We start from the raw sequence: 21,143 nt of genomic DNA on the forward strand, positions 1-21,143 counted from the left end.
GGAGACGCCCAATGAGTGACGACAACAAAAAGGACTTGAGCCGCAGGCAATTTATCGAGAAGTCCAGCGTGCTGGCAGGGGGTGCCCTCATCACTGGCGGCCTTGCCGGATGCGCGACGGGCAGCACCAACCCGGCAGCGAGCAGCGCCGTTTTTGCCGGAGGCTCCGAAACTCTGAAACTGGCTGTTATCGGTTGCGGTGGTCGCGGCACTGGTGCCGCAACCCAGGCGATGAAAGCGGACAAGGGAATTGAGCTGGTCGCGGTTGCCGATGCTTTCGACGACCAGGCCGCCAAGTGTGTAAAAACACTCACGCGCATCTTTGGCAATGAACGGATCAAGGTAACACCAGAGACCACTTTCGCCGGCTTCGATGCATTCGAAAAAGCCATCGACATGGCCGACGTGGTGATCCTTGCCACGCCACCGGGGTTCCGCCCCGAGCACTTTGAGTACGCGGTGGCAGGCAATAAACACGTATTCATGGAAAAGCCACTGGCCACCGATGCCTACGGCGTACGCAGAGTCATGAAAGCCGCCGAGCAAGCGCGCGAGAAGAAGCTGAACGTGGTCGTGGGCCTGCAGCGACACTACCAGCCCAGCTACCTCGAGGCGTACAAGCGCTATCAGGAAGGCGCCATCGGCGAAATTGTATCCGGCCAGGTCTATTGGAATTCAGATGGTGTGTGGGTACGGGAGCGCCAGCCAGGCCAGACCGAACTGGAATACCAGATGCGCAACTGGTATTACTTTAACTGGCTCTGCGGTGACCATATTCTGGAGCAACATATTCATAACATCGATGTTGCTAACTGGTTTATTGGCGCCGCTCCGGTCGGCGCACAAGGCATGGGTGGCCGCCAGGTGCGCGCCGGCCCGGACCATGGCGAAATTTTCGACCATCACTTCGTCGAGTTCACCTACGCCAATGGCGCAGTCATCAGCAGCCAGTGTCGCCACCAACCCGGGTGCGCCAACATGGTAGAAGAGCGTTTTCAAACCACCACAGGCAGCCTGTACACCAGCGGCAGCAACGACGCCACTCTAACGACCCGGGCCGGGGAGCGGCTCTATAAGCACAGCGGCATGTTCGACCCCTCTCCCTACCAGATCGAGCACGACAAACTGTTCGCCAGCATCCGATCAGGTGGTCATATCGACGACACCCCACACGGTGTTGAGGCCACAATGACGGCTATTATGGGTCGCATGGCAACTTACTCTGGCAAACGTGTCAGCTGGGACAAAGCGCTGGCGTCAGGCCAACGCCTGGTACCTGACTCGAAAGACCTGGACTGGAACGGAAAGGCACCTGTCATGCCCGACGCCGAAGGAAGCTATGCTATTCCCACACCCGGAAAGACCCGTGTACTTTAAGCGCGCGCGGCTAGCCGCCGCCTCTCTCCTGCTCGCTGCCAGCTCGCTCGCTCATGCCGGCAAGGTCCTGTACGTCACCCACGAACCCGGGCGCTGGCACGATTACTCTGCGCAGCTGGCAGATTTTCGCGAAGTCGCAGCTGACGCAAGCTGGGAATTGACGGTCGCCACCGGCGACAAGGACGCCCTGTTCGATTTTCTGCGCAGCGAAAATTTTGCCGCCGGCCAGGATGCTATCGTCTACAACTTCTGCCTTGCCGACAGCCGCGATATGGCCGCGATGAGCAATCTCATCGACCAGACTGTCTCCGGGGGCGTCCCTGCCGTGCTGGTGCACTGCGCCATGCACAGCTGGTGGGACACGTTCAAGAAAGGCAAGCCCATCCCCGGCAATCCACTGGATAAGGCCCGCGCCAGCAAGAGCCTGCTCAAACAATGGCAGCAAGACCATCCCAACGAAACCATGCCCGCCTGGGGAGATTTCACCGGCATCGCCAGCACCAAACACGGCCCGAAAAAGCCCATTACCCTGGTGGCTATTGCAGAATCTCCCGTGGCACTGAACATCCCCGATGGTTATGCAACCAGGAAAACCGAACTCTACAACAACCACTACCTCACTCCGGACGTGGTACCGCTATTGCGTGGAATCCAGCGCAACAACGAGGAAGTCGTGATGTGGTTAGCGCCGCGCGGCGAGGGCCAGATCATCGGCCTCACCCTCGGCCATAACGACGATGAATGGGATGACCCGGTGTTCCGCGAGCTGCTCAAATCGGCTGTGGACTACCTGCTTGAACCGCAATAAACGGCCCTCGCAGCTATAATTCAATCTCGTATATTTAACACAGAGGTGCAGGACTATGGCTACTGCAGCTGAATATGGCCTCGGCCCGAACCCATTCCCTCGCGGTTGGTTTGTCGTCGCCGAAAGCTCCGAACTTGATCAAGGACCGATGGCGGTCCGCTTCTGGGGTAGAGACCTCGCGCTCTACCGTGGTGAGAGCGGCAAACCCGTGATGCTCGACGCTTACTGCGCCCACATGGGTACTCACTTGACCGGCGCCACCAGCGCCATGATTGTGAAGAACGGCGAGCAGATTGAAGGTGACTCCATCCGCTGTCCCTATCACGGCTGGCGCTACAACGATAAGGGCGATGTCGACGATATCCCCTACCACGACGGCCCCTGTCCGAAATCAGCATCAATCCGCTCCTATCCTGTCGTAGACAGCCTGGGCGCAGTACTGGCCTGGTTCGACCCCGACGGCGGCGAACCCGAGTACGACGCTCCCTCACTGGCCGAGACGGACGACCCCCAATGGGTAATGGGGCCGCTCGATCATCTGGGCGAACTCGACATCCACCCCCAGGAAATTCTCGACAACATGGCGGACATGGCGCATCTGGGGCCCACCCACGGAGCCCCCAGCCAATACTTCGAGAACGAATTCCGCGACCACATCTACATTCAGCGTCAAGGCGGCCCGATGCAGCTATACGGCGGCGCCTGGTTGTACACCACCACGTGGTATACCGGCCCAGGCATTCTCCGCTCCAAGCAGGTGTGGGACAACAATGAGATCTACGAACTGATCTTCAACACACCCATCGATGACGGGCGGGTGAAATGCTGGCATGGCGTGATTTACAAAAGCGCCAACGCCGAGGCCACAGAAGCGGATATCGAAATTCAGAAAGGCTACCAGGCCGGCGCACTGGAAGCGTTCGCCGCCGACTTCAACGTGTGGGCCAGCAAGCGGCCGGCGCTGAAGATCATGCAGCTGAAATCTGATGGGCCGTTCAAACACGGGCGCAAGTGGTACTCACAGTTCCATGCGGAACAGGATTGTGTTGCCCCCATCCGCGAAGAGCTGAACGGCAAAGTCGGCACACTGGGGATGCGCAGCGCAGAAGAAGCGGGCCATGCCATCGATGAGGGGCTTGCTATCTAGGCAAGCGCGCACATCAACGCGATCCTGGCGCCACTCTCGTGGCGCTTTTTTTTGCCTGCACTCAGGGCGAGAGCAACAACGTGGTCTCTGCGTGTTCGCTTATTTTTTCATCCGAGAACCACAGATAGCGCTGCTCGCCGTTTACCCACGGCTCCACGAAAGTCGCATTCCACTCACTGAACCACCGCTCGCTGATGCCGCCCGGGAAATGAGCAATAATCTTCTCACTGTCCGAAAGGTCTGCCACCATGCGCATGGAGTCAGCTATCTTCGATTTGTACGGCGCGCTGAACATATAGATGCCGCGCTGCAGCGTCTCGGAAGACCCGCTCACCGCGTGGGTGCCGCCGCCAATCAGATTTGCAGCTCTTTCTCCGGGAATAAACGGATGATAGAAAGTGATGGTATGTTCATCACCCCAACGCCAGGCCGTGGGATCATCGCCCCACTTCGCACTGAGCTCGGCCAACGCGAGGTGACCTGCGCGAACAATCAGGTCGTCGGCGCTCTCCACGTGCGCGGTCCGGGTGTCGTCAATCCACTCACTGTCGTTCTCGAGCAAAACCACGAAGCGCTCAACCCAATAATACTGTTCGTCCAGATACGCAGTCAGCAGCTCATCACTCATGTCGTCGGCGAACACCTGGGTCGCCAGGTGACGAAACACTGACTGGAAAATCAACGGCCCGGACTCATCACGATCATCGCGCAGGTTCCAGCCAGCCAACACTTCCGCCAACGGGGCTAGTTCATCATCCATGCGGTAAAGCGCTACCAGGCGCGCACGCAGGTACTCGGCAAAGGTGTTGAATGTGTCGTTGTTGGCATCCCAGTGATCATCGGCACTAAACAGGGAGCTCTCCATCAGCTGCTGCAGGCGCGTATAGCGCCAGCGCGGCGAGAAGTGCGTGGAGTAAACGTAAGGGTAGTCTGCATCGGTAATTCGATGATTGGTTGAACCCACCCACTGTCGCTGCGGATTTACCATTAATGGCATCTCTGCCGGCGGAATCCGGCGCAGCCAGTTGTCCTCGCCGGTTACCTCCAGCGGCAACAGGCCATCGCCGCGAGTGCGCTGCGGGACCATACCCGAGGGCACCATCGCAATATTGCCTGCCACGTCCGCGACAACATGGTTGAGCGGTGTGGCCATTGCACCCATGGCAGTGACTGCCTCCTCCACAGACCGCGCACGCAGTAGTTCCAGATTACCGCCGTCGGGCCCCGCGTAGAGAGGCACCGACCAGCGCAAGCTCAGTACTCGCCCCTCGGCCATACTCATACCGTGGTCAGAGATAACCGGACCGCGCTGCGTTTCGCGGATAGTCATGACCTCCTGCCGATACCCACCCGCAGCTTCGCCATCCTTGATTCGCAGCGTCTCGGTGCGCACCACAAAGGGCAGCGAATGCCCTCCTTCGAGGTAGCTTTCCGGATCGGCGGGATCCACAACTTCCAGATAGAGATCGACCATGTCGGCGTAGCCGTTGGTCGCGCTCCAGGCTATATGCTCGGTACGGCCGATACCCCAACCGGGTGTACCGGGCATGCTGCCGCCCACAACACGGAGCTCAGGCGTAAACGCCCCCATTGGAAACCAGAAGCCAGGCAGATTGCCCACCTGCAGATGAGGATCGCCGGAGAGAATTGGTGCATCTCCGGCAGACTTTTCCGGGCTGGTGGCCCAGGCATCGCTTCCCATGCGGTAGCGCGGTTCAAACTGACTGAACAGGCTGTCGTCGTAATCAAACTCGAGCTCGGCCAATGCCGGAGCCTGCACCTGATGCTGCGACGGGTAGGTGCGTGGGTCATCGGGATTAATGGCGACGGGGCGCAGCTGCGCTGCACGCTCAGCTCCGAGCTCGTCGTGCAGGCGCAGCGTGAGCAACTCCTGCTTCCAATTAACGCTGCTGCTCCAGATACGGAACTGCACAACTGCCAACAGCTCTTCGAGCGCCCAGGGCTGCACCTCATGCCCCATAACGCCCAACATCAATGGAAACTCATCCTGCCGGCTTACTATGTAATCGTTGAGGCCATTGATATAGCGCTGGAGATAGTTGCGCTCTTCAGCACTGATGCGCTGTGCGTAAGCCTTGGCGTAGCCGTAAATATCAACCAGCCGAACAATACGATCGTTTCTCAGACCTTTCTCGCCAATAAATTCCGCCAAGCGCCCCTGGGCGAGGTGGCGATGAATTTCAAGCTGGAACAGGCGGTCCTGTGCGTGCAGGAAACCCTGTGCTGTAAGCACATCGTCGAGGGTATCGGCATACACATACGGCACACCGTCATCGCCGCGCAGTACTCTCACCTCGCCCGCGAGTGACGCAAGCTCGATGACACCCTCGCGCTGGGGGGCATCGATTCGGGGCAGGTACCAGACAAAAAGCCCCGCCAAAACAAGCAGGGCTATCAGTAGTTTCTTCATTCGCGGAGTCTCTTAGAACTCGTACGCCACGTCCAGGCCGTAAGTGCGAGGCGTTCCCCAAGTGTAACCGGTAAAGGAACCATAGTTGGCGCCGTGCTCGATATACTCTTCATCCGCAAGGTTCTTGCCCCACAAGGCAAAGCGGAACTGGCCATCCAGCGCCTCCACTTCAGACAGTGTCAGCCGGGCGTTGAATAAAGTACGCGCATCGGAGTGAACGCGCGGATCACTGGCCGAGAAACCCACTTTACCCATATATGTCGCGTCAAAACGCGCCGTCACGTGCCCCAAATTAGTGTCGGTGTCGTACTGCACACCGGCAGCGCCGGTTTTGAATGCCTCGGTTTCCCGACTGCTGTCATCGTAATCAGAATCTGAGTAACCGGCGTTTGCAGTCACCATCCAGTGTTCACCCAGCAGAGCAGTCACATCAATCTCAGCGCCGATAGTTTCAGATTCGCCGGAGTTAATTGTGCGCCGCACACCGTCGACAAAATCAGTTTGCTGCAAATTCTCATTGTCGTTGTAATACACCGCCGCATTCAGGCGCACCATACCGTCGGCCAGCTGCGACTTGGCACCCAGTTCATAGGAGGTCGTTTCTTCCGGATCTGCTGGCGTCAGCGCTGGCTCGGGATTCGCGGGACCCACACCACGGCCCACTGTGCCCGGGTTATAAATGCCCGCAGCATATCCCTGAGCAACCTTGCCGTAGAAATTGACGTCGTCATTCATGAAGTAGGCCAGAGTGGCGGCGCCCGTGGTCTTGCTCCAATCTTCCTTGGACGAATAATCCTGGTCCAGGCCGGGATCTTCTTCGAGCAGGATTAGCTCTTTCTCGTCCTCGGTATACCGCGCGCCAAGCGTCAAGCGCCAGGCCTCACTGAAGTGATAGGTGGCCTGACCATACAGAGCCTGAGACTCACCGGTGATCTCGTACCAGGCGCCCATATTGCCGTTAAACAAGGTGTTGATATTGTTTGCGGCGTTGTAGAAGGTAGCCTGCCAGGGATTGATCTCGCGACCTTCTTCGTCGAAGTAGTAAAGGCCAACGACATAGTCGAGCCGGTCATCCAGAGCGGTACCCAGGAACTGAAACTCCTGTGAGAACTGATCCTGCTCTTTTTCCCCGACCGTGTGAAAACCGGTTGCGGGTGAAGGCGTGCCATCGGCCGCCGAGAATTTGACCCAGTTACCCCCGTCGAGATCCAGGCCGTTCTGGTCGGACTCATAGTCGCGGTATGCGGTGATGGACTTGATTTCCAGGTCGCCAAGCATCCAACTCAGAGTCAGGTTGTGGCCGCTGATCTCTACTTCTTCAGACTTCATATTGTCCAGATCGAATTTATCCAGACGATCATCATCATTGGCGATCTCCGCCATTCCGGCATACAGGTTGCCGCCGTAAAAGCTGAAGTCACCCAGATCGATAGTGGGAACGCTCGGGTCAGTACTGGCATCCACAAAGCCGACCTGGGTCGCCGGTGCAGTGGCCTCACCGTCGGTGCGGTCGTAGGCGTAGTTTGCACTCAGGGTGTCGGTGATATCCCAGCGCACCGCAAGGCGGAAGGCATCGGTATCTTCGCTGCCGAGCTCATCTTCTCCAATGTCACTGATATTATCCTGCCAGCCATCCGAGACTTTTTTCACATAGCTGATCTTCGCGGCAAGGCCGGCGGCTTCGCCCGTGTCGACAGTGACAGCGGCGCGGTTACTGCCAAAGTTACCTACCGTGAAATCGACCTTGCCACCGAATTCGCCGCTCGGCTGCTGCGTCACCAGATTGATGGCGCCACCGGTAGTGTTCTTGCCCCACAAGGTGCCCTGCGGGCCGCGTAGCACTTCGACCCGCTCGAGATCGACCACATCGAAAACTGCGCCTGCGTTGCGCGCAATATAGGCGCCATCGAGGTAGACACCCACCTTGGGGTCCACCGCCAGCGAGGGCTCGGCGGTACCGATACCGCGAATGGAAACTCGAATGTTGTAGCTGGACCCCAGGCTTCTGGTGATCCACGCATTGGGCGTGTACTCACCTACATCGACCGCACTGGTAGCGCCGATCTGCTCCAGGTTCTCCGCGGTGAAGGCGCTGATCGCTATAGGTGCGTCCTGCAGTGATTCAGATTTCTTCTGGGCGGTAACGATCACCTCTTCCAATTGGGCGTTGGCGGCAACGCTGACGCCAGCAACGGCGAGAGCAAGGGCTGTCTTCAATGTGTTCATAGTGCGGCTCCTGTTTTTATACTCCTATTTGGAGTATCTATAGACGGATCGCTGAACAATACTCCAAAATGGAGTATATTCAAGCCCCATGAAATCACTTCCCCGACTCAGTCCAACTTCTTATGCCTTGCTCGGCCTGCTCGCGCGTGGCCCTGCAACGGCATATGAGCTCAATAATATTATGCAAACCAGCATGTTACGGGTCTTCTGGCCCCGCGCAGACAGCCACATTTACTCCGAGCCCAAAAAGCTGCTGAGCCACGGCCTGGTATCGGAAGAGAAGGAAAAGGTAAAAGGGCGCGATCGCACCAACTTCACCATTACCGCTGCGGGTCGCGACGCTCTCGCGGCCTGGCTGGCGGAGCCTGATGCAGCCACCCACCGCAATCAGGCGGAGTTCATGCTCAAGGTAATTCTCGCGGAGGGGGGCTCGCCCGACGACATAAAAGCCACACTCGCCAGAGCGCTGGAGACAACTCGCACTGAAACCCGCATGGCCATAGCCGGCATTCAGCACATCATCGACTCTCCCGAGGCCGGCGTCCGCAAAGGCATGCCCTGGAACGGCATGGCGGCCAACCTGATGGCAGATATTCTGATCGCCCGCCTGCGCTGGGCTGAATATGCAACCGAGGCTGCCGCGGCGGTTCCCGACGACAGCGATCGCGCGGCCAAAGAAGACATCGGCCTCGCGGCCTATCAACGCGCACTCCAGCGTCTTCAGGCTGAACTCGACCCATAAGCTGAACTTCCCCCGGGCTAAAAATGTCTTATCATTACCAACCCTGATATTTTTCGCTGGAACAGCAATGAAGAAACCCCTGAGCGCTACTCTCACCACGATCACTGTGATCGCCGGCATCATCAGCCTGTCGCTGCTTACCGGCTGCGCCACCAGTCCCACTGGCCGCTCACAGCTGATGCTAATCTCACCGGAATCCGCCATCGTCGAATCGAAAACGGCCTATCTGAGCACCGTCAGTGAACTGGAGCAGGAGAACAAGCTGGTCAATGACCCCAAAGTCATGGACCGGGTGGCGACAATTACTGGCAGGCTGGTCCATGTCGCAAAGCAGCAGTACCCGAACACCGCCAATTGGGAGTGGAGCGTAGCCATCATCGACGACCCGAAGACCGTCAATGCGTGGTGTATGGCAGGCGGACGGATGGCGGTATACACCGGCCTGCTGAACAAGCTCAAACTTACGGATGACGAATTCGCCCAGGTGATGGGCCACGAAATTTCCCACGCCCTGGCCAACCACACGGCCGAACGCATGTCCCGCGCGATGGCGACCAGCATCGGGGTGATTGCGATTGGCGCGGCTGCCGATAACCACGGCGCGGCACTGCTCGGGGCTGCAGCTGCAGCCAAACTGGCCCTGGAATTGCCGAACTCAAGAACCGCTGAGTCCGAAGCCGATGCCATCGGCATGCGCCTGGCAACCATCGCCGGTTACGAGCCGGACGCCGCGGTAACCTTGTGGCAGAAGATGGGTGAATCAGGCGGTTCGACGCCGCCTGAGTTCCTGAGCACTCACCCCGCCCCAGGGAATCGCCAGGCAGCCCTGAAGGCGATGATCCCTGAAATGCGCCAACTGAACCCCACCGGCACAATGGCGCCAGTGGCGCCCGTGCAGATCGTGCGCTAGCGCACAAACTCCTCCTGCACGGCTTTCTTCAACATTTCCGGGGGCAACAGCCCCTGGCGCAAAATGAAGTCGTGGAACTCGCGCTGGTGAAATTCGTCACCTTGCGCAAGCTCAACCTCAGTGCGCAGCGCGCTTAGGCCCATATAGCCCCAATAGTAGGACGTGGCCTGACCAGGTGCGCGGAACGCGTAGCGATCCGCCTCGGAGCTGGCCATCGCCTTGGACAGCGCTAATTGGTTCATCAGGAAATCGCGCGCATCGTCGCGGCTGATCTGACCGGTGTTCACCATGGGATCGAGGAACATGCGTGCCGCCCGCATAATACGGGTGTACAGATTGAACAACTGACCTTCCAGCGGCAGGAATTCCTGCATGATGGATTCGGCATACAGACCCCAGCCTTCCACGTTCGCGCTATTGAACGCATAACTGGCGCGGGCCAGGGATGTGCCGTCCTCTATCAGGCGAGCAAACTGCAACTCGTGTCCGGGGCGAGCCTCGTGGACCACCAGGGCCCAGGTCATAGCGTCGTGGCTGAAGTCATCCATCCGCGCCTCTTCGCCCAATGCGGGGTTGGAAGTCACCAGGACAAATTCACCATACTGCCCCGTGTTACCCACCAATTGCGGTGGCTTCATAAATGAGGCGGGCACTGCCGCGGACTCCGCCTCGCTGGCCACGCGAATACTCGCGGGGCGCCTGGGCAACGTGACGATATCCTCGCGACGAATAATGTCCTCGACTATGGCCAGGCGCTGCTGGTAGCGCGGCAAAACATCTTCAGGACTGAGCTGATCTTGCTTCATGCGCAGTATGACAGAGACCAGATCCTTGTCCTTCCAATCGTTCTTTTCAGCGATGCGCCAGGCTATGGCTTTCATTTCACTGCGCAGCAACTGGTAGCTGTACTGGGCCCGGGCGATCAACTCTTCCGGCTCGGCGTTAACGCCGAAGCCTTTCAGGTTGTCGGCATATAGCACCAGTGGGAGGCGATTGTCCTCACGAGCATATTTGCGAAGCTCGGTGTCAACCCAGGTGTTGTATCCTTCAAGCTGCTTTACCAGCAGCGCGTAATCGTCCTCCCAACCCTGCAGGCCAGCCTCTTCAAGCAAGCTGCCGATACCGGCGATCAGCTGATCAGCACTCTGCAGGTGATTGTCGATTTCCCCGACGTAGGGACCCACAACACCGTCGATCCCCATACGCGCAGTGGCGTAAGCGATCGCCTGACTGGCTGCCGCCTCATACCCTTTGGCCTCGCCGTTGTACTTGCGCAGGCGTTCCAGCGCTGCGGGATAACGGGCGGGATCGTTGCGCCCATCCAGCAGAATACTAAAAACACGAAACAGGTTCTCCGGCAGATTTTCATAGGGTACCAGGTGGTCGTGGTAAAGCTCCGAGGTGACGTTCTCACGCTGCAGAGCGTCGATCAGGATCTGCAGATCCTGGCGCATTTTAGGATGCTTCTCGGTGGCCAGGCGGCCTTCCAGATTGGCGATCAGCTCGCGATTAGTCGCCAGCTGTGCCTGACGAGCCTGCTCGCTCGACTGGCTGACCTGCGTGTCGAACTCGGCAATACCGTGGTAACTCATCAACTCTGGCTGGTGCTGCCCCTGAGCCATCATCACCTCGGTGGTGACAGCATCGCTGCGTTCCAGCCAATCAGCCTGCGCACCGGCCGCGACCAACGCCAGGCCAAGACCCATAGACTTCACGATCTTATACATGTGGTTTTTCCTGCGGATTAAAAAACGCTGCATGCTAGCAGCACGATCCGCAGTTATCAGCGTTGGAGCGGTGAGTGGTGGGATAAACGCGACGAGCGGACTACATTCGCTTGCTTTGAACGATCCGGAAGCGACTGGCAACAAAGGCAAGATCCGCAAGGCAAGCATTGCCCGCTGGATTGAGCCCGGTCACATGGTAATCGGAATACGCGGCAGCGAAGTTGATCGGCATACCGACAAGGTTGCAGGCAACCGAAGCACCAGCCTCGTTATAGGCCACTTCTGCCTTATCGAGAAAAGCCTCGTCCAGCGAATACACATGAGACGTTATGGCCCCGCACTCGCGCGCATTGGTCGTCGCATCAGCGAGGCAGGCCGCGGCATCGCGCCCCTTGATCACAAAAGAGACGGGGCCAAATATCTCGTCACGGTAGATATCTCGCGCAGCCTCGGTCACCTCCAACATCAATGGCGAAGCTGTGCGCGCGGCGGGAAAGTCGGGATAATCCAGCGGCCCGGAGTCTCGCAATAGACGCCCATGCTCCGCCGCAAGCCCTCGGTACTGACTAATCGTGCCGAGGATCGCTTCATCCACCAGCGTACCGCAAAGCACCTGGGGGTTTTGCAGCTGTGCATCCACTGCCGCGACCAGAGCCTGCGCTACCTCTTCGAAGGTGGCGTGGCCATCACCGACGGCAATCCCCTGCGCAGGTACATGAATATTCTGAACGCTGGTGCACATCTGCGCAGAGGCCTGGCACAAAGAGTGAGCAATCGCCCCAGCTACCTGCTCAAGGTTTTCACAGGATTCGATAACCACCGAGTTGCAGCCGGCCGTTTCGGTATAGACAAGCTTGTCGGTACAGTTCCGCTCTATCCACTTGCCAAAGCCGGGACTACCGGTGAAATCGACAATCGCTGTCATGGGATGCTCGAGCAACGCCATGGTCGCGGGCTCTTCGCGAGTATCTGCCACCATGCTCACGAGGTTCGGGTCAAAGCCTTGCTCGACCAACACCTGGCGCGCAACCGTGGTGAGCAGTGCTACCGGCAGAATTGCCGCAGGGTGCGGCTTAAGTACTACCGGATTACCCGTGGCGAGGCTGGCGCACATAGCAGGGTAACCATTCCACAGGGGAAAGGTCGCACAGCAAATGACTACGCCGACGCCGCGCGGCATGATGCGGTATTTCTTGCTCAGTCTGGCGGCGCCCGCCTTGCCGAACTGGCGCTCCCAGTGCGCAGTCGCAGGGACATCACCCATGGCCTTGGCCGCATAGGCCAGCGCCTCCAGGCCACGGTCCAGCGCATTGGCGCCAGAACCGGCGAAAGCCATAATGTAGCTCTGACCTGAGGTGTGCATGGTCGCGTGGGCATTTTCAAATAACTGCCCGGCGCAGCGATCGAGTATTTCAAGACAGACGCCTATGCGCGTTTCAGCAGTAGTATCACGCCAGGCAGGTATGCCCACGGTGATCGCCTCATACAGGGCATCCACGTCAGTTCGTGGGTAACTGATCCCCAGTGCCTGCCCGGTGTAGGGCGATACCTCAGCACCAGTGCGCCCTATTTCGCCAGGCTGTTCCAGCGGGTAGTCACGCCCGAGCATGGCCTCGAAGTTTTCCCGGCCAGCCACCGGAGGCCCGGCACCCCATATCTTGCTGCTGGGGCTCTCGGGATAGGCTGTCCATGAATAGCGTTTGGCACAGGCGTCGATCGCCTTGTCCAGGGTCCCCAGATGTTGCTGATACAAGGCCGACATCAGGCCTCCGGATACAGGTCTTCGCCTCGGGCCCAGGCGGCGTGGAACCCATAGGGCACGCGATGCGGTAGCTGCACACGACAGACGGGGCCCTGCTCAATATCCGTGGCATCAAACACCAGGCACTCGGACGTCCAGGTATTGCTGTCTGTGATCATGGTGATGACATAACCGTCGTCTTCTCCGCTGCTGCGATCCGCGCCGGGCTTGGGTGCATACACTGCCTCGGAACCAAATACCCCTGCGCCGTAGTCCCACTGCCAGGACTGGCCGGTATCGTTGTCGTACTTCACCAGACCATTGAAACGCAGAGTGTGACCACCTTCGTGCAGCAGAGGGATGCGCTGATGATAGGCATAGCGGCTTTTTACACCATGGAAGACAGGGTTGGACTTATTAAATTCGGTATTCAGGGTGTTGTCGATATCGCCCTCACGCACCTCGCCGGTGCGCAGGTTGAAACGCCAGCGGTAGTTGTTCGCCTCCAACCGCATATAGGCCAGCATATGCGCCAACTCACCCTCACCAGGTTGGGCGTCGGGCATGGGATTGGTAGAACGACAACCATCCATTACCACCCAGTCGCCCTCCTCCCAACTATTGGTCACATGCAGGATGTAGCAGGGCTCACACTCGAACCAGCGTATGTCACTGCCCTTGCCATAGCGCGGGAGTATGCCGAAGCGTGTGGGAATGTCTTTGTAGAAGGTCAATACGCGATAGCCGTGATTGCGCAACACGTTCATATCGTGGAAGAACGGCAGATCGTGGAGAATCGCATAGTTAGTAGTAAACCCGATATCGTGTGGCAAGCGCGGCCCAGGGAGATCGATCGCTACCTCATGTTTTAACTTTCCCGTAGGATCGGCGATACCGAATGTCATATAGGGCGGCTCGTCGCCGTAGTCAAAGAACAGCAACTCGCCGGTACTCCAATCCACCTTGGAGTGCGCAGACAGACGCAGCTGGTCGCGCCCGTCGAGATAGTAGTGCCCCTTGGTTTCCAGACTCTCGGGATCGAGTCGATACGGATGGCCCGCGTTGTACCAGAGGCTCATCACATCGCCGGCGAACAAAAACACGTCGGTATTGGACGTATCCTTGATACCAAACTGGGAGATCTCGTAGTCGAATGGCCCCATCACTCCAGGTGAAACGGAAAGGCCCTCCTGCGCTTCTTGAGCATATGCCTCCGTATCCACCCAGCGATTGGTGTAGCTCACCTTGCCATCCTTGAAGTACACACCGCGCAACATGCCATCGCCGTCAAAAGGGTGGTAACGGTTCTTGGATTCGAATACAGGATTGGGGCCGTTGCGAAAATACGCTCCGACGAGATCAGCGGGTAATTCGCCAATAACCGGCAGGTTCTCGGCGTGAATCTCTTCCGTTGTCGGGGCATAAACTCCATGCAGGTAGGGATTATCGTGCTGATATATCCACTGTGGCGCGTCGTCAAAATGCGCGACGCCACCAATGCAGCGATCCACGTGCGGGTATTCCATGAATTTTTCAGCTGAGGTCATGCTGCTTGCTCCGGCCACCACATAGCGGTCTTTTTATACAATTAACTAGAATTATAACTTAGAAGTTTCTTTACGCAAGAATCAACTCAGGGAGTCACTTCCACTGGCCTGAGGATGCAGTACTCGCCCGGGGCAGTGCCCATGTACCGCTACTCCTCACCGTGCGTCTATACCAAGTCAGCGCTCGATCAGCAGGGCGCTGCCGCTACCCCCGGCCCCGCTTGCCGACACAATCCCGCGCTTGAGATCGCAGCGCTCCAGCTCATCGAGTAACACCCCGGCCATAATCGCACCTGTCGCCCCCATCGGGTGACCGAGCGCGATCACGCCACCATTGACGTTCAGTTTCGCGTCCTCGATACCCAGATCGTTGCGGCTTTTCACCACTGTCGCAGCGAAAGCCTCGTGGATTTCAAACAAGTCGACATCACTCGCTTCCAGCCCCTGCTGCCGCATCAGTTTCTGTGCTGAAGTGACACAACCAGACAACACCTGAAGTGGATCGTCATCGCAACTTGCGCCGGCAACAAGCCGCGCGCGGGGCTGTATGCCGAGCTTCTCCCCCAGCGCGGCGTCGCCCAGCAATATCACGGTTGCCGCGTCCGCCATTGCCGGCGAGTTACCCGCCGTATGAATGTGCTGCACCTCATCACATTCCGGATACGCGGCCAGCTGATAGGCATCAACGCCCTTGGCGCCAATACCTGCAAAGGCCGGCGGCAATTCAGCCAGGCTCGCCACTGTGGTGTCGGCCCGAATACACTCGTCCTCGGCTACCGTGATGCCTTTGACGGGGTTCTCTACCGGCACAATGGATTTGAAATAGCCCTCGCGCTGAGCACGAGCCGCGCGCTGCTGGCTCTGCACGGCAATTGCATCTGCCTCTGCCCGGTCAACACTGTTGAGGGTAGCGATAAGGTCCGCCCCTGAGCCCATCATCAGCAACTGACACCTGGCGGCAAACGCCGGGTCTTTGAAGGCACGGGCCTCGTCTGCAAGCATCGGCACACGCGACATCATCTCAACGCCGCCGGCGACGATGACATCTTCCTGCCCGGTGGCAATTTTGAGCATGCCGAGATTCATTGCATCGATACTGGAAGAGCAGAAACGATTGACGGTGAGCCCGCCCACTGAACTCGGCCATCCCGCATGCAATACTGATGTCTTGGCGATATTGGCCGCCTGTTCTCCGTGCTGGGTGACACAACCGAGAATCACCTCGCCAACATCTGCCGGGTCGAGGCCTGTTCGTTGCGTGAGGCTATCGTACAAACTCCCGAGTAATTCGTGAGGCGTAAGATCCGCCAAGCCACCTGTATCTTTTGCCTTCGCCCTCGGCGAACGGATCGCCTCGTAGATAAACACGTCTTTCACTAACCCACTCCTACAACAAAACTGGCGCAGGTCGTGGTGCTGCCTCCCACGTTAAACGTCATCATGTTCTCAGCTTTAGGCATCTGGTAGGGCCCTGCCCGCCCAGTCACCTGCCTGGCACAGTCCAGCACCATACGAATGCCGGTTGCACCCACTGGGTGACCCAGGCCGATCAATCCACCACTGGCATTAATCGGGAAGTCGCCATCCAGCGCTATGCGCCCGTCATCTACGGCCTGCCAGCTCTCTCCCGGCGCGGTGAGGCCGGCGTGATCGATAGCCATGTACTCGGTCATGCTGAAACAGTCGTGGGTTTCAAGGCCATCGAGTTCGCCCACCTCGGCGAAGCCGGCCCGCTGGGCCGCTTCATTCAGGCATTGAGCAGCGTGCGGGAAGACCAGTGGAGCATCGGCACTGAGTTCAAGCTTGCGCGATAGCAGAATAGGCGCAGAGCGATGCCCCCAGCCCTTGATCCGCGGAATGTCTTTCAAATTGACGCCGAGCTTCTGCGCGTGTTCTTTCGCCTTGGCTTCACTGGCCAGCACCACACAGGCAGCGCCGTCAGTTATCTGACCGCAATCCTGTTTGCGCACTCGCCCTTCAATAACAGGGTTCAACTCGTCACTGCTGGTGAAGGCACCTTCAGCAAATTCCCACTGGCGAGTCTGCGCACGTGGGTTTAGCTTGCCATTGCCAAAATTGATCTCGGCAATACGATTGAGGTAATCCGAGTTGATGCCATAGCGCCGGTCGTATTCTTCAGTTAAGCGATCGAACATGTGTGGCCAGGGGAAATCGCACTCCTGTGGTGTCGCCTCCCTGCCCTTCCAGGCCGCCGCGCCAAGATACTCAGCACCAGTCTTGCCGTCGGTATTACGCATAAGCTCCAGACCCAACACACAGGCCACATCATAGTGACCCGCCTCGATATCGCGCATGGCAGACATAATCGCAATAGAACCGGAGGCGCAGGCAGCTTCATGCCGCGAGGTGGGTAGCGCAGCGAGCTCCGGATAAACCTGACCAAAGAAACCGCCCAGCAGGCCCTGCCCTGTGAACAGCTCGCCAACAAAATTACCGACATGCCCCACTTCTATTTCGCCGGGCTCGATAGCAGCGTTAGCGACCGCTTCCTGCAGGCTTTCGGAGAACATGTCGTAGATGTCCTTCCCCTCACGCGCCCAGTTGCGCGCAAAATCGCTCTGGCTACCGCCGAGAATGTAGATATCACTCATGGGAATGCTCCTGTGTGTTCGCCATCTGCTCCTGCAGGGCGAAGCGCTGTACTTTGCCCAGAGGATTGCGCGGCAACTGCTGCAGCAGCTCCAGTCGCTCGGGCAGTTTAAATTTGGCGAAGCCCTGTTCCAGCAAATACTGCTGCAAGGCTGCCAGTGTGGGTTGCTCAGCGTCGGGTTGCGGCACCAGACAGGCGCACACTTTTTCTCCCAGACGCTCATCCGAGTAGGCGCAGACAGCAGCTTCCATAACAGCTGGATGCTGCTCTAAAGCAACATCCAGTTCTACTGGAGATATCTTCATACCGCCGCGGTTAATAATGTCCTTGCTGCGTCCTGCAATGCGATAGAACTGGCCACCGCCACAAATTTCTACCAGGTCACCGGTGCGAAAGAAACCTGATGGGTCAAACACGTCCCGGTTGTCATGATGGAAGTATCCGTCGAAGACAGTAGCGCCACTGATCAGCAGTTCGCCGCGCGCACCTTCAGCAGTCAGCTCCTCTCCCGTGTCAGGGTCCACCACCCGGGTTTCAATCAACGCCCCTTGGTCTGGACGGCGAAACATACTGGCCCGCACCTGTGGATCGACTGCATCCTCCGGCGTGGAGAACAACGAAATGCCCTCGTTGGAGCCATAGAAGTTGACGATTTGCTTGCCGTAATCTTGCTCGAAGGTAGCGATCATCGACGGGGCGAGCGGCGCCGAACCAGAGCCGATTCGACGCAAACTGGTGAAATCAAACTGGCTCCACATCGCTGGCGCTTTGGCGAGCTGGTTCAACAGTGGTGGCGGCGCAATCGTGAAGGTAATTCTCTCATCCTGTAACTGGCTAAGATAAAGCCCCGGATCCAGGGGATGATGCAGGACGATCGCGGCACCCAGAATCGCAGCGGGAAAAAGAAAACCTCCCAGCGCAGCCATATTGACCAGCGGAAAAGGGTTCAGCAGCACATCGTCGGGCTGCATGGAGCCTGCGGCAATACTGGTGCGCCCGGTGGCGAGCCACATATTGTGAGAGCGGGGCACGCCTTTTGGTGTTCCCGTCGTGCCGGAAGTCCAGCAAATACTCAGCGTGCGATCAGGGTCAGCGGCGGGACCGGCAAAGGGCTCCCCGCTCGATGTCTCAAGCTGGAGATCCCTGCCGAACTCCAATACCGCCAGTTCCGGCAAGGCCTCTCTCGCGGCAGCCGCGAGCGGAGCCTCCCGCAGACGCTCAATACTGATCATCGACTTAGCCTGCAGGGCGCCCGCCAGCATCCGCAATTCGTGAGCCCCGTACTGCACCGGCACAGGGCTGACTACCACCCCCATTTTCGCCACCGCGTAATAGAGAACGACCAGTTCGGCAATATTCGGTAGTTGCACAAGGATTGTATCGCCCTCAGCGACACCCGATGCCGACAACTGATACGCCAGCGAATGACTGGCATTGTCCAGCGCTAACCAGGTGAGGCCCAGAGGATCATGGCCAGTCAACGCCTGACGGTTGGGCTGATCCTTCACTGCCAGATCGTGCGGGCGACTGGAGACGTGCTCTGCCAGCAAGCCGTGCAAAGTCTGGCCTCCCCACAGGCCCGCGGTAGTGAGCGCTTCGATACGATTTTCAGGCGTGGTTTTCATTGCAACGCTGCCCTGATTTTAATACTTTTATAAAAGAACTCATCCTAAGCTATAATCGCCATTCCATCTACTGTGGATACTCATTAATGCAACTCAGTGTAGTCACTCCCTACTGGCAGGACAGGGCACCTGCAGAAAACCTGGAACTCGCCAAGGTAGCTGACCGTCTTGGCTACCCCGAACTGTGGATGGGCGAGATGGCCACGTACGACGCTTTTGCCTTCGCCACGGCCGTGGGCCTGAACACGGAACAGATCCACCTGGCCATTGGCCCACTGGCGGTCTCAGTGCGCACCCCCATGACTATCGCGATGGGCACAGCATCCGTCGCGAACCTCACCGGCCGCACAACTCACATTGCACTGGGTGCATCCAGCCAAGTGGTGGTCCGCGAATGGCACGGTAAGGATAGAAGGCGAACCGCCACCCACATGGATGAGACTGCGCGTATCGTGCGCGCTCTACTGAACGGTGAGAAAGCCAATCTGGAAGGTGAACTCGCTTCCTGTAAAGGTTATCGGCTGCGCCTGGATGCCCCCGAATCGGCCATTACCATAGCCGCCTTCACACCAGCCGCCGTGCGCGCCGCTGCCCGCCGCGCTGACCGCATGCTGCTCAACATGGTCACATCGACAAGCGTCGCCTTGCTTCACACGCAATTGCGCGAAGCTTCAGAGCACGCCGGAAAACCAATGCCGCGTCTGGCGGTATGGCTACCAACCGCAGTCAACCCGACACGGGAATCCATCGATCAACTCAAACGCGGTATCGTCGGCTACCTGGCCGCACCGGGCTACAGCGAGATGATCGCGGCGGCCGGATTTTCTGAACTGGTAGAGTTCGCACGCACCCGCCCCCACCCGAAAGAAATACTGGACGCCATGCCTGACGAGCTGATCGCAACCATCGGCCTGCTGGGTTCCGAATCAGAGGTGGCGGCGCAACTGGCAGAATATGAGGCAGCGGGGGCAGACGAGATTTGCATCGTCCCGGCTACAGCGGGAGATGACTGCGGGGAGCGCACCCTCAGAGCCTTGTCCTGACAGCTCACGTCCTACCCCTGTAGAGGTACTCGCACCGCCCTGATCTTTGACTACTATTGCGCCATAACGAATTGCGAGCAAAGGAGTCAGCTCATGTTGGTAGGCGTACCTAAAGAAATCAAAACCCTGGAGTTCCGTGTCGGCCTCACCACAGGCTCGGTTGAAGAGCTTGTTCACCACGGCCATCAGGTCATCGTCGAAACCCAGGCCGGCGCCGGCATCGGCCTGAGCGACGACATGTATCGCGCCGCCGGTGCCGAAATCGTCGACACCGCTGCTGAGGTTTTCGAACGCGCCGACATGGTCGTTAAAGTCAAAGAGCCCCAGCCCGACGAGTGCCGCATGCTGCGCGAGGGCCAGGTACTCTTCACCTATCTGCACCTTGCTCCCGACCCCGAACAAACCCGTTTGCTGAAAGAGTCCGGCTGCATCGCCATTGCCTACGAGACAGTGACCGATGATGACGGAACCCTGCCACTGCTCTCGCCCATGAGTGAAGTGGCCGGCCGTATGTCCATCCAGGCCGGCGCCCACGCGCTGGAGAAACACAAGGGCGGATCCGGCATGTTGCTCGGTGGCGTGCCCGGCGTAGAGGCGGCCAGGGTGGTGGTGATTGGCGGCGGTGTTGTGGGCACCAATGCCATTCGCATGGCGATGGGCATGGAGGCGCACGTCACCGTACTGGACCGCTCTCTCAAACGCCTGAAAGAGCTGGATTTCCAGTTCGGCTGCATGCTCAACACCATTTATTCCACTCGCGAATCCCTGTGGAAAGCAGTAACCACAGCGGACCTCGTCATCGGTGCTGTACTGGTGCCCGGCGCGGCTGCGCCAAAATTGGTGACACGGGAGATGCTCAAGGAAATGCGCGATGGCTCGGTGGTTGTCGATGTGGCGATCGATCAGGGCGGCTGCTTCGAAACAAGCCGTGCGACCACCCACGAGAACCCTACCTACGTAGAAGAGGGTGTGGTGCACTACTGTGTAGCAAACATGCCCGGTGGCGTGGCCCGCACTTCAACATTCGCCCTGAACAACGCCACCCTGCCCTTCACCCTGGCACTGGCAGACAAGGGCTACAAGCAGGCGCTACTGGATGACGAGCATTTGAGACACGGCCTGAATGTCCATCGCGGTGATATCACTTATCAGGCGGTGGCCGAAGTTCTTAACTACGATTACGTGCCGGCTGAGCAGGCCCTGGGGTAA

Annotated in this window: 15 protein-coding genes; 7 read left to right on the forward strand and 8 right to left on the reverse strand. The window is 58.4% G+C overall.

The window, feature by feature from the left end:
• The first annotated feature begins 11 nt into the window (after positions 1 to 11).
• Genes EY643_RS17510 through EY643_RS17520 form a run of 3 tightly spaced genes read left to right on the forward strand, consistent with a single transcriptional unit; the run spans position 12 to position 3,331 of the window.
• The gene (locus EY643_RS17510; RefSeq protein ID WP_153240453.1) at positions 12 to 1,376 is read left to right on the forward strand and encodes a Gfo/Idh/MocA family oxidoreductase; all 1,365 of its coding nucleotides are present in this window, start codon (positions 12 to 14) and stop codon (positions 1,374 to 1,376) included.
• Positions 1,366 to 2,184: a ThuA domain-containing protein gene (locus tag EY643_RS17515; protein WP_170287458.1), complete on the forward strand. Its 819-nt coding sequence runs from the start codon at positions 1,366 to 1,368 to the stop codon at positions 2,182 to 2,184. The genes EY643_RS17510 and EY643_RS17515 overlap by 11 nt, the downstream gene beginning before the upstream one ends.
• A 55-nt stretch (positions 2,185 to 2,239) precedes the next feature.
• Positions 2,240 to 3,331, forward strand: coding sequence for a Rieske 2Fe-2S domain-containing protein (locus EY643_RS17520; protein ID WP_153240455.1), 1,092 nt, complete (start codon positions 2,240 to 2,242; stop codon positions 3,329 to 3,331).
• Positions 3,332 to 3,392: 61 nt separating this feature from the next.
• Here EY643_RS17520 and EY643_RS17525 read toward each other — a convergent pair whose 3' ends face one another.
• Positions 3,393 to 5,762: a penicillin acylase family protein gene (locus EY643_RS17525; RefSeq protein WP_153240456.1), complete on the reverse strand. Its 2,370-nt coding sequence runs from the start codon at positions 5,760 to 5,762 to the stop codon at positions 3,393 to 3,395.
• 12 nt (positions 5,763 to 5,774) lie between these two features.
• The gene (locus tag EY643_RS17530; RefSeq protein WP_153240457.1) at positions 5,775 to 7,988 is read right to left on the reverse strand and encodes a TonB-dependent receptor; all 2,214 of its coding nucleotides are present in this window, start codon (positions 7,986 to 7,988) and stop codon (positions 5,775 to 5,777) included.
• Between the two features lie 88 nt (positions 7,989 to 8,076).
• Between EY643_RS17530 and EY643_RS17535 the strand changes: the two genes are divergently transcribed.
• Both EY643_RS17535 and EY643_RS17540 read left to right on the forward strand, forming a co-directional pair.
• Entirely contained in the window at positions 8,077 to 8,730 is a 654-nt protein-coding gene (locus EY643_RS17535) for a PadR family transcriptional regulator (protein ID WP_153240458.1), read from the forward strand.
• Between the two features lie 67 nt (positions 8,731 to 8,797).
• Complete coding sequence (locus EY643_RS17540) at positions 8,798 to 9,640, forward strand: M48 family metallopeptidase (RefSeq protein WP_153240459.1); 843 nt, start codon at positions 8,798 to 8,800, stop codon at positions 9,638 to 9,640.
• Here EY643_RS17540 and EY643_RS17545 read toward each other — a convergent pair.
• The 6 genes from EY643_RS17545 to EY643_RS17570 all read right to left on the reverse strand — a co-directional run bounded on the left by EY643_RS17545 (position 9,637) and on the right by EY643_RS17570 (position 18,891).
• Positions 9,637 to 11,367, reverse strand: a complete 1,731-nt coding sequence (locus EY643_RS17545) for a DUF885 domain-containing protein (protein WP_170287459.1) — start codon at positions 11,365 to 11,367, stop codon at positions 9,637 to 9,639. The two genes, EY643_RS17540 and EY643_RS17545, sit on opposite strands and share 4 nt — an antisense overlap.
• 100 nt (positions 11,368 to 11,467) lie before the next feature.
• Complete coding sequence (gene paaN / locus EY643_RS17550; protein ID WP_153240461.1) at positions 11,468 to 13,129, reverse strand: phenylacetic acid degradation protein PaaN; 1,662 nt, start codon at positions 13,127 to 13,129, stop codon at positions 11,468 to 11,470.
• On the reverse strand, positions 13,129 to 14,655 hold the full coding sequence (locus tag EY643_RS17555) for a carotenoid oxygenase family protein (RefSeq protein ID WP_153240462.1): 1,527 nt from the start codon (positions 14,653 to 14,655) through the stop codon (positions 13,129 to 13,131). Before EY643_RS17555 ends, paaN begins: the two co-directional genes overlap by 1 nt.
• 177 nt (positions 14,656 to 14,832) lie before the next feature.
• Positions 14,833 to 16,032, reverse strand: coding sequence for an acetyl-CoA C-acyltransferase (locus EY643_RS17560; protein WP_153240463.1), 1,200 nt, complete (start codon positions 16,030 to 16,032; stop codon positions 14,833 to 14,835).
• Positions 16,032 to 17,267 carry an acetyl-CoA acetyltransferase gene (locus EY643_RS17565; RefSeq protein ID WP_153240464.1) on the reverse strand — a complete coding sequence of 412 codons (1,236 nt, stop codon included), beginning with the start codon at positions 17,265 to 17,267 and terminating at the stop codon, positions 16,032 to 16,034. Before EY643_RS17565 ends, EY643_RS17560 begins: the two co-directional genes overlap by 1 nt.
• On the reverse strand, positions 17,260 to 18,891 hold the full coding sequence (locus tag EY643_RS17570) for a class I adenylate-forming enzyme family protein (RefSeq protein WP_153240465.1): 1,632 nt from the start codon (positions 18,889 to 18,891) through the stop codon (positions 17,260 to 17,262). Before EY643_RS17570 ends, EY643_RS17565 begins: the two co-directional genes overlap by 8 nt.
• Positions 18,892 to 18,977: 86 nt before the next feature.
• Here EY643_RS17570 and EY643_RS17575 point away from each other — a divergent pair, with 86 nt between their 5' ends.
• Both EY643_RS17575 and ald read left to right on the forward strand, forming a co-directional pair.
• The gene (locus tag EY643_RS17575) at positions 18,978 to 19,934 is read left to right on the forward strand and encodes an LLM class F420-dependent oxidoreductase (protein WP_153240466.1); all 957 of its coding nucleotides are present in this window, start codon (positions 18,978 to 18,980) and stop codon (positions 19,932 to 19,934) included.
• A 93-nt stretch (positions 19,935 to 20,027) separates the two neighbouring features.
• Positions 20,028 to 21,143, forward strand: a complete 1,116-nt coding sequence (gene ald, locus EY643_RS17580; protein ID WP_153240467.1) for an alanine dehydrogenase — start codon at positions 20,028 to 20,030, stop codon at positions 21,141 to 21,143.

This window comes from Halioglobus maricola, assembly GCF_009388985.1.
GTDB classification, from domain to species: Bacteria; Pseudomonadota; Gammaproteobacteria; order Pseudomonadales; family Halieaceae; genus Halioglobus; species Halioglobus maricola.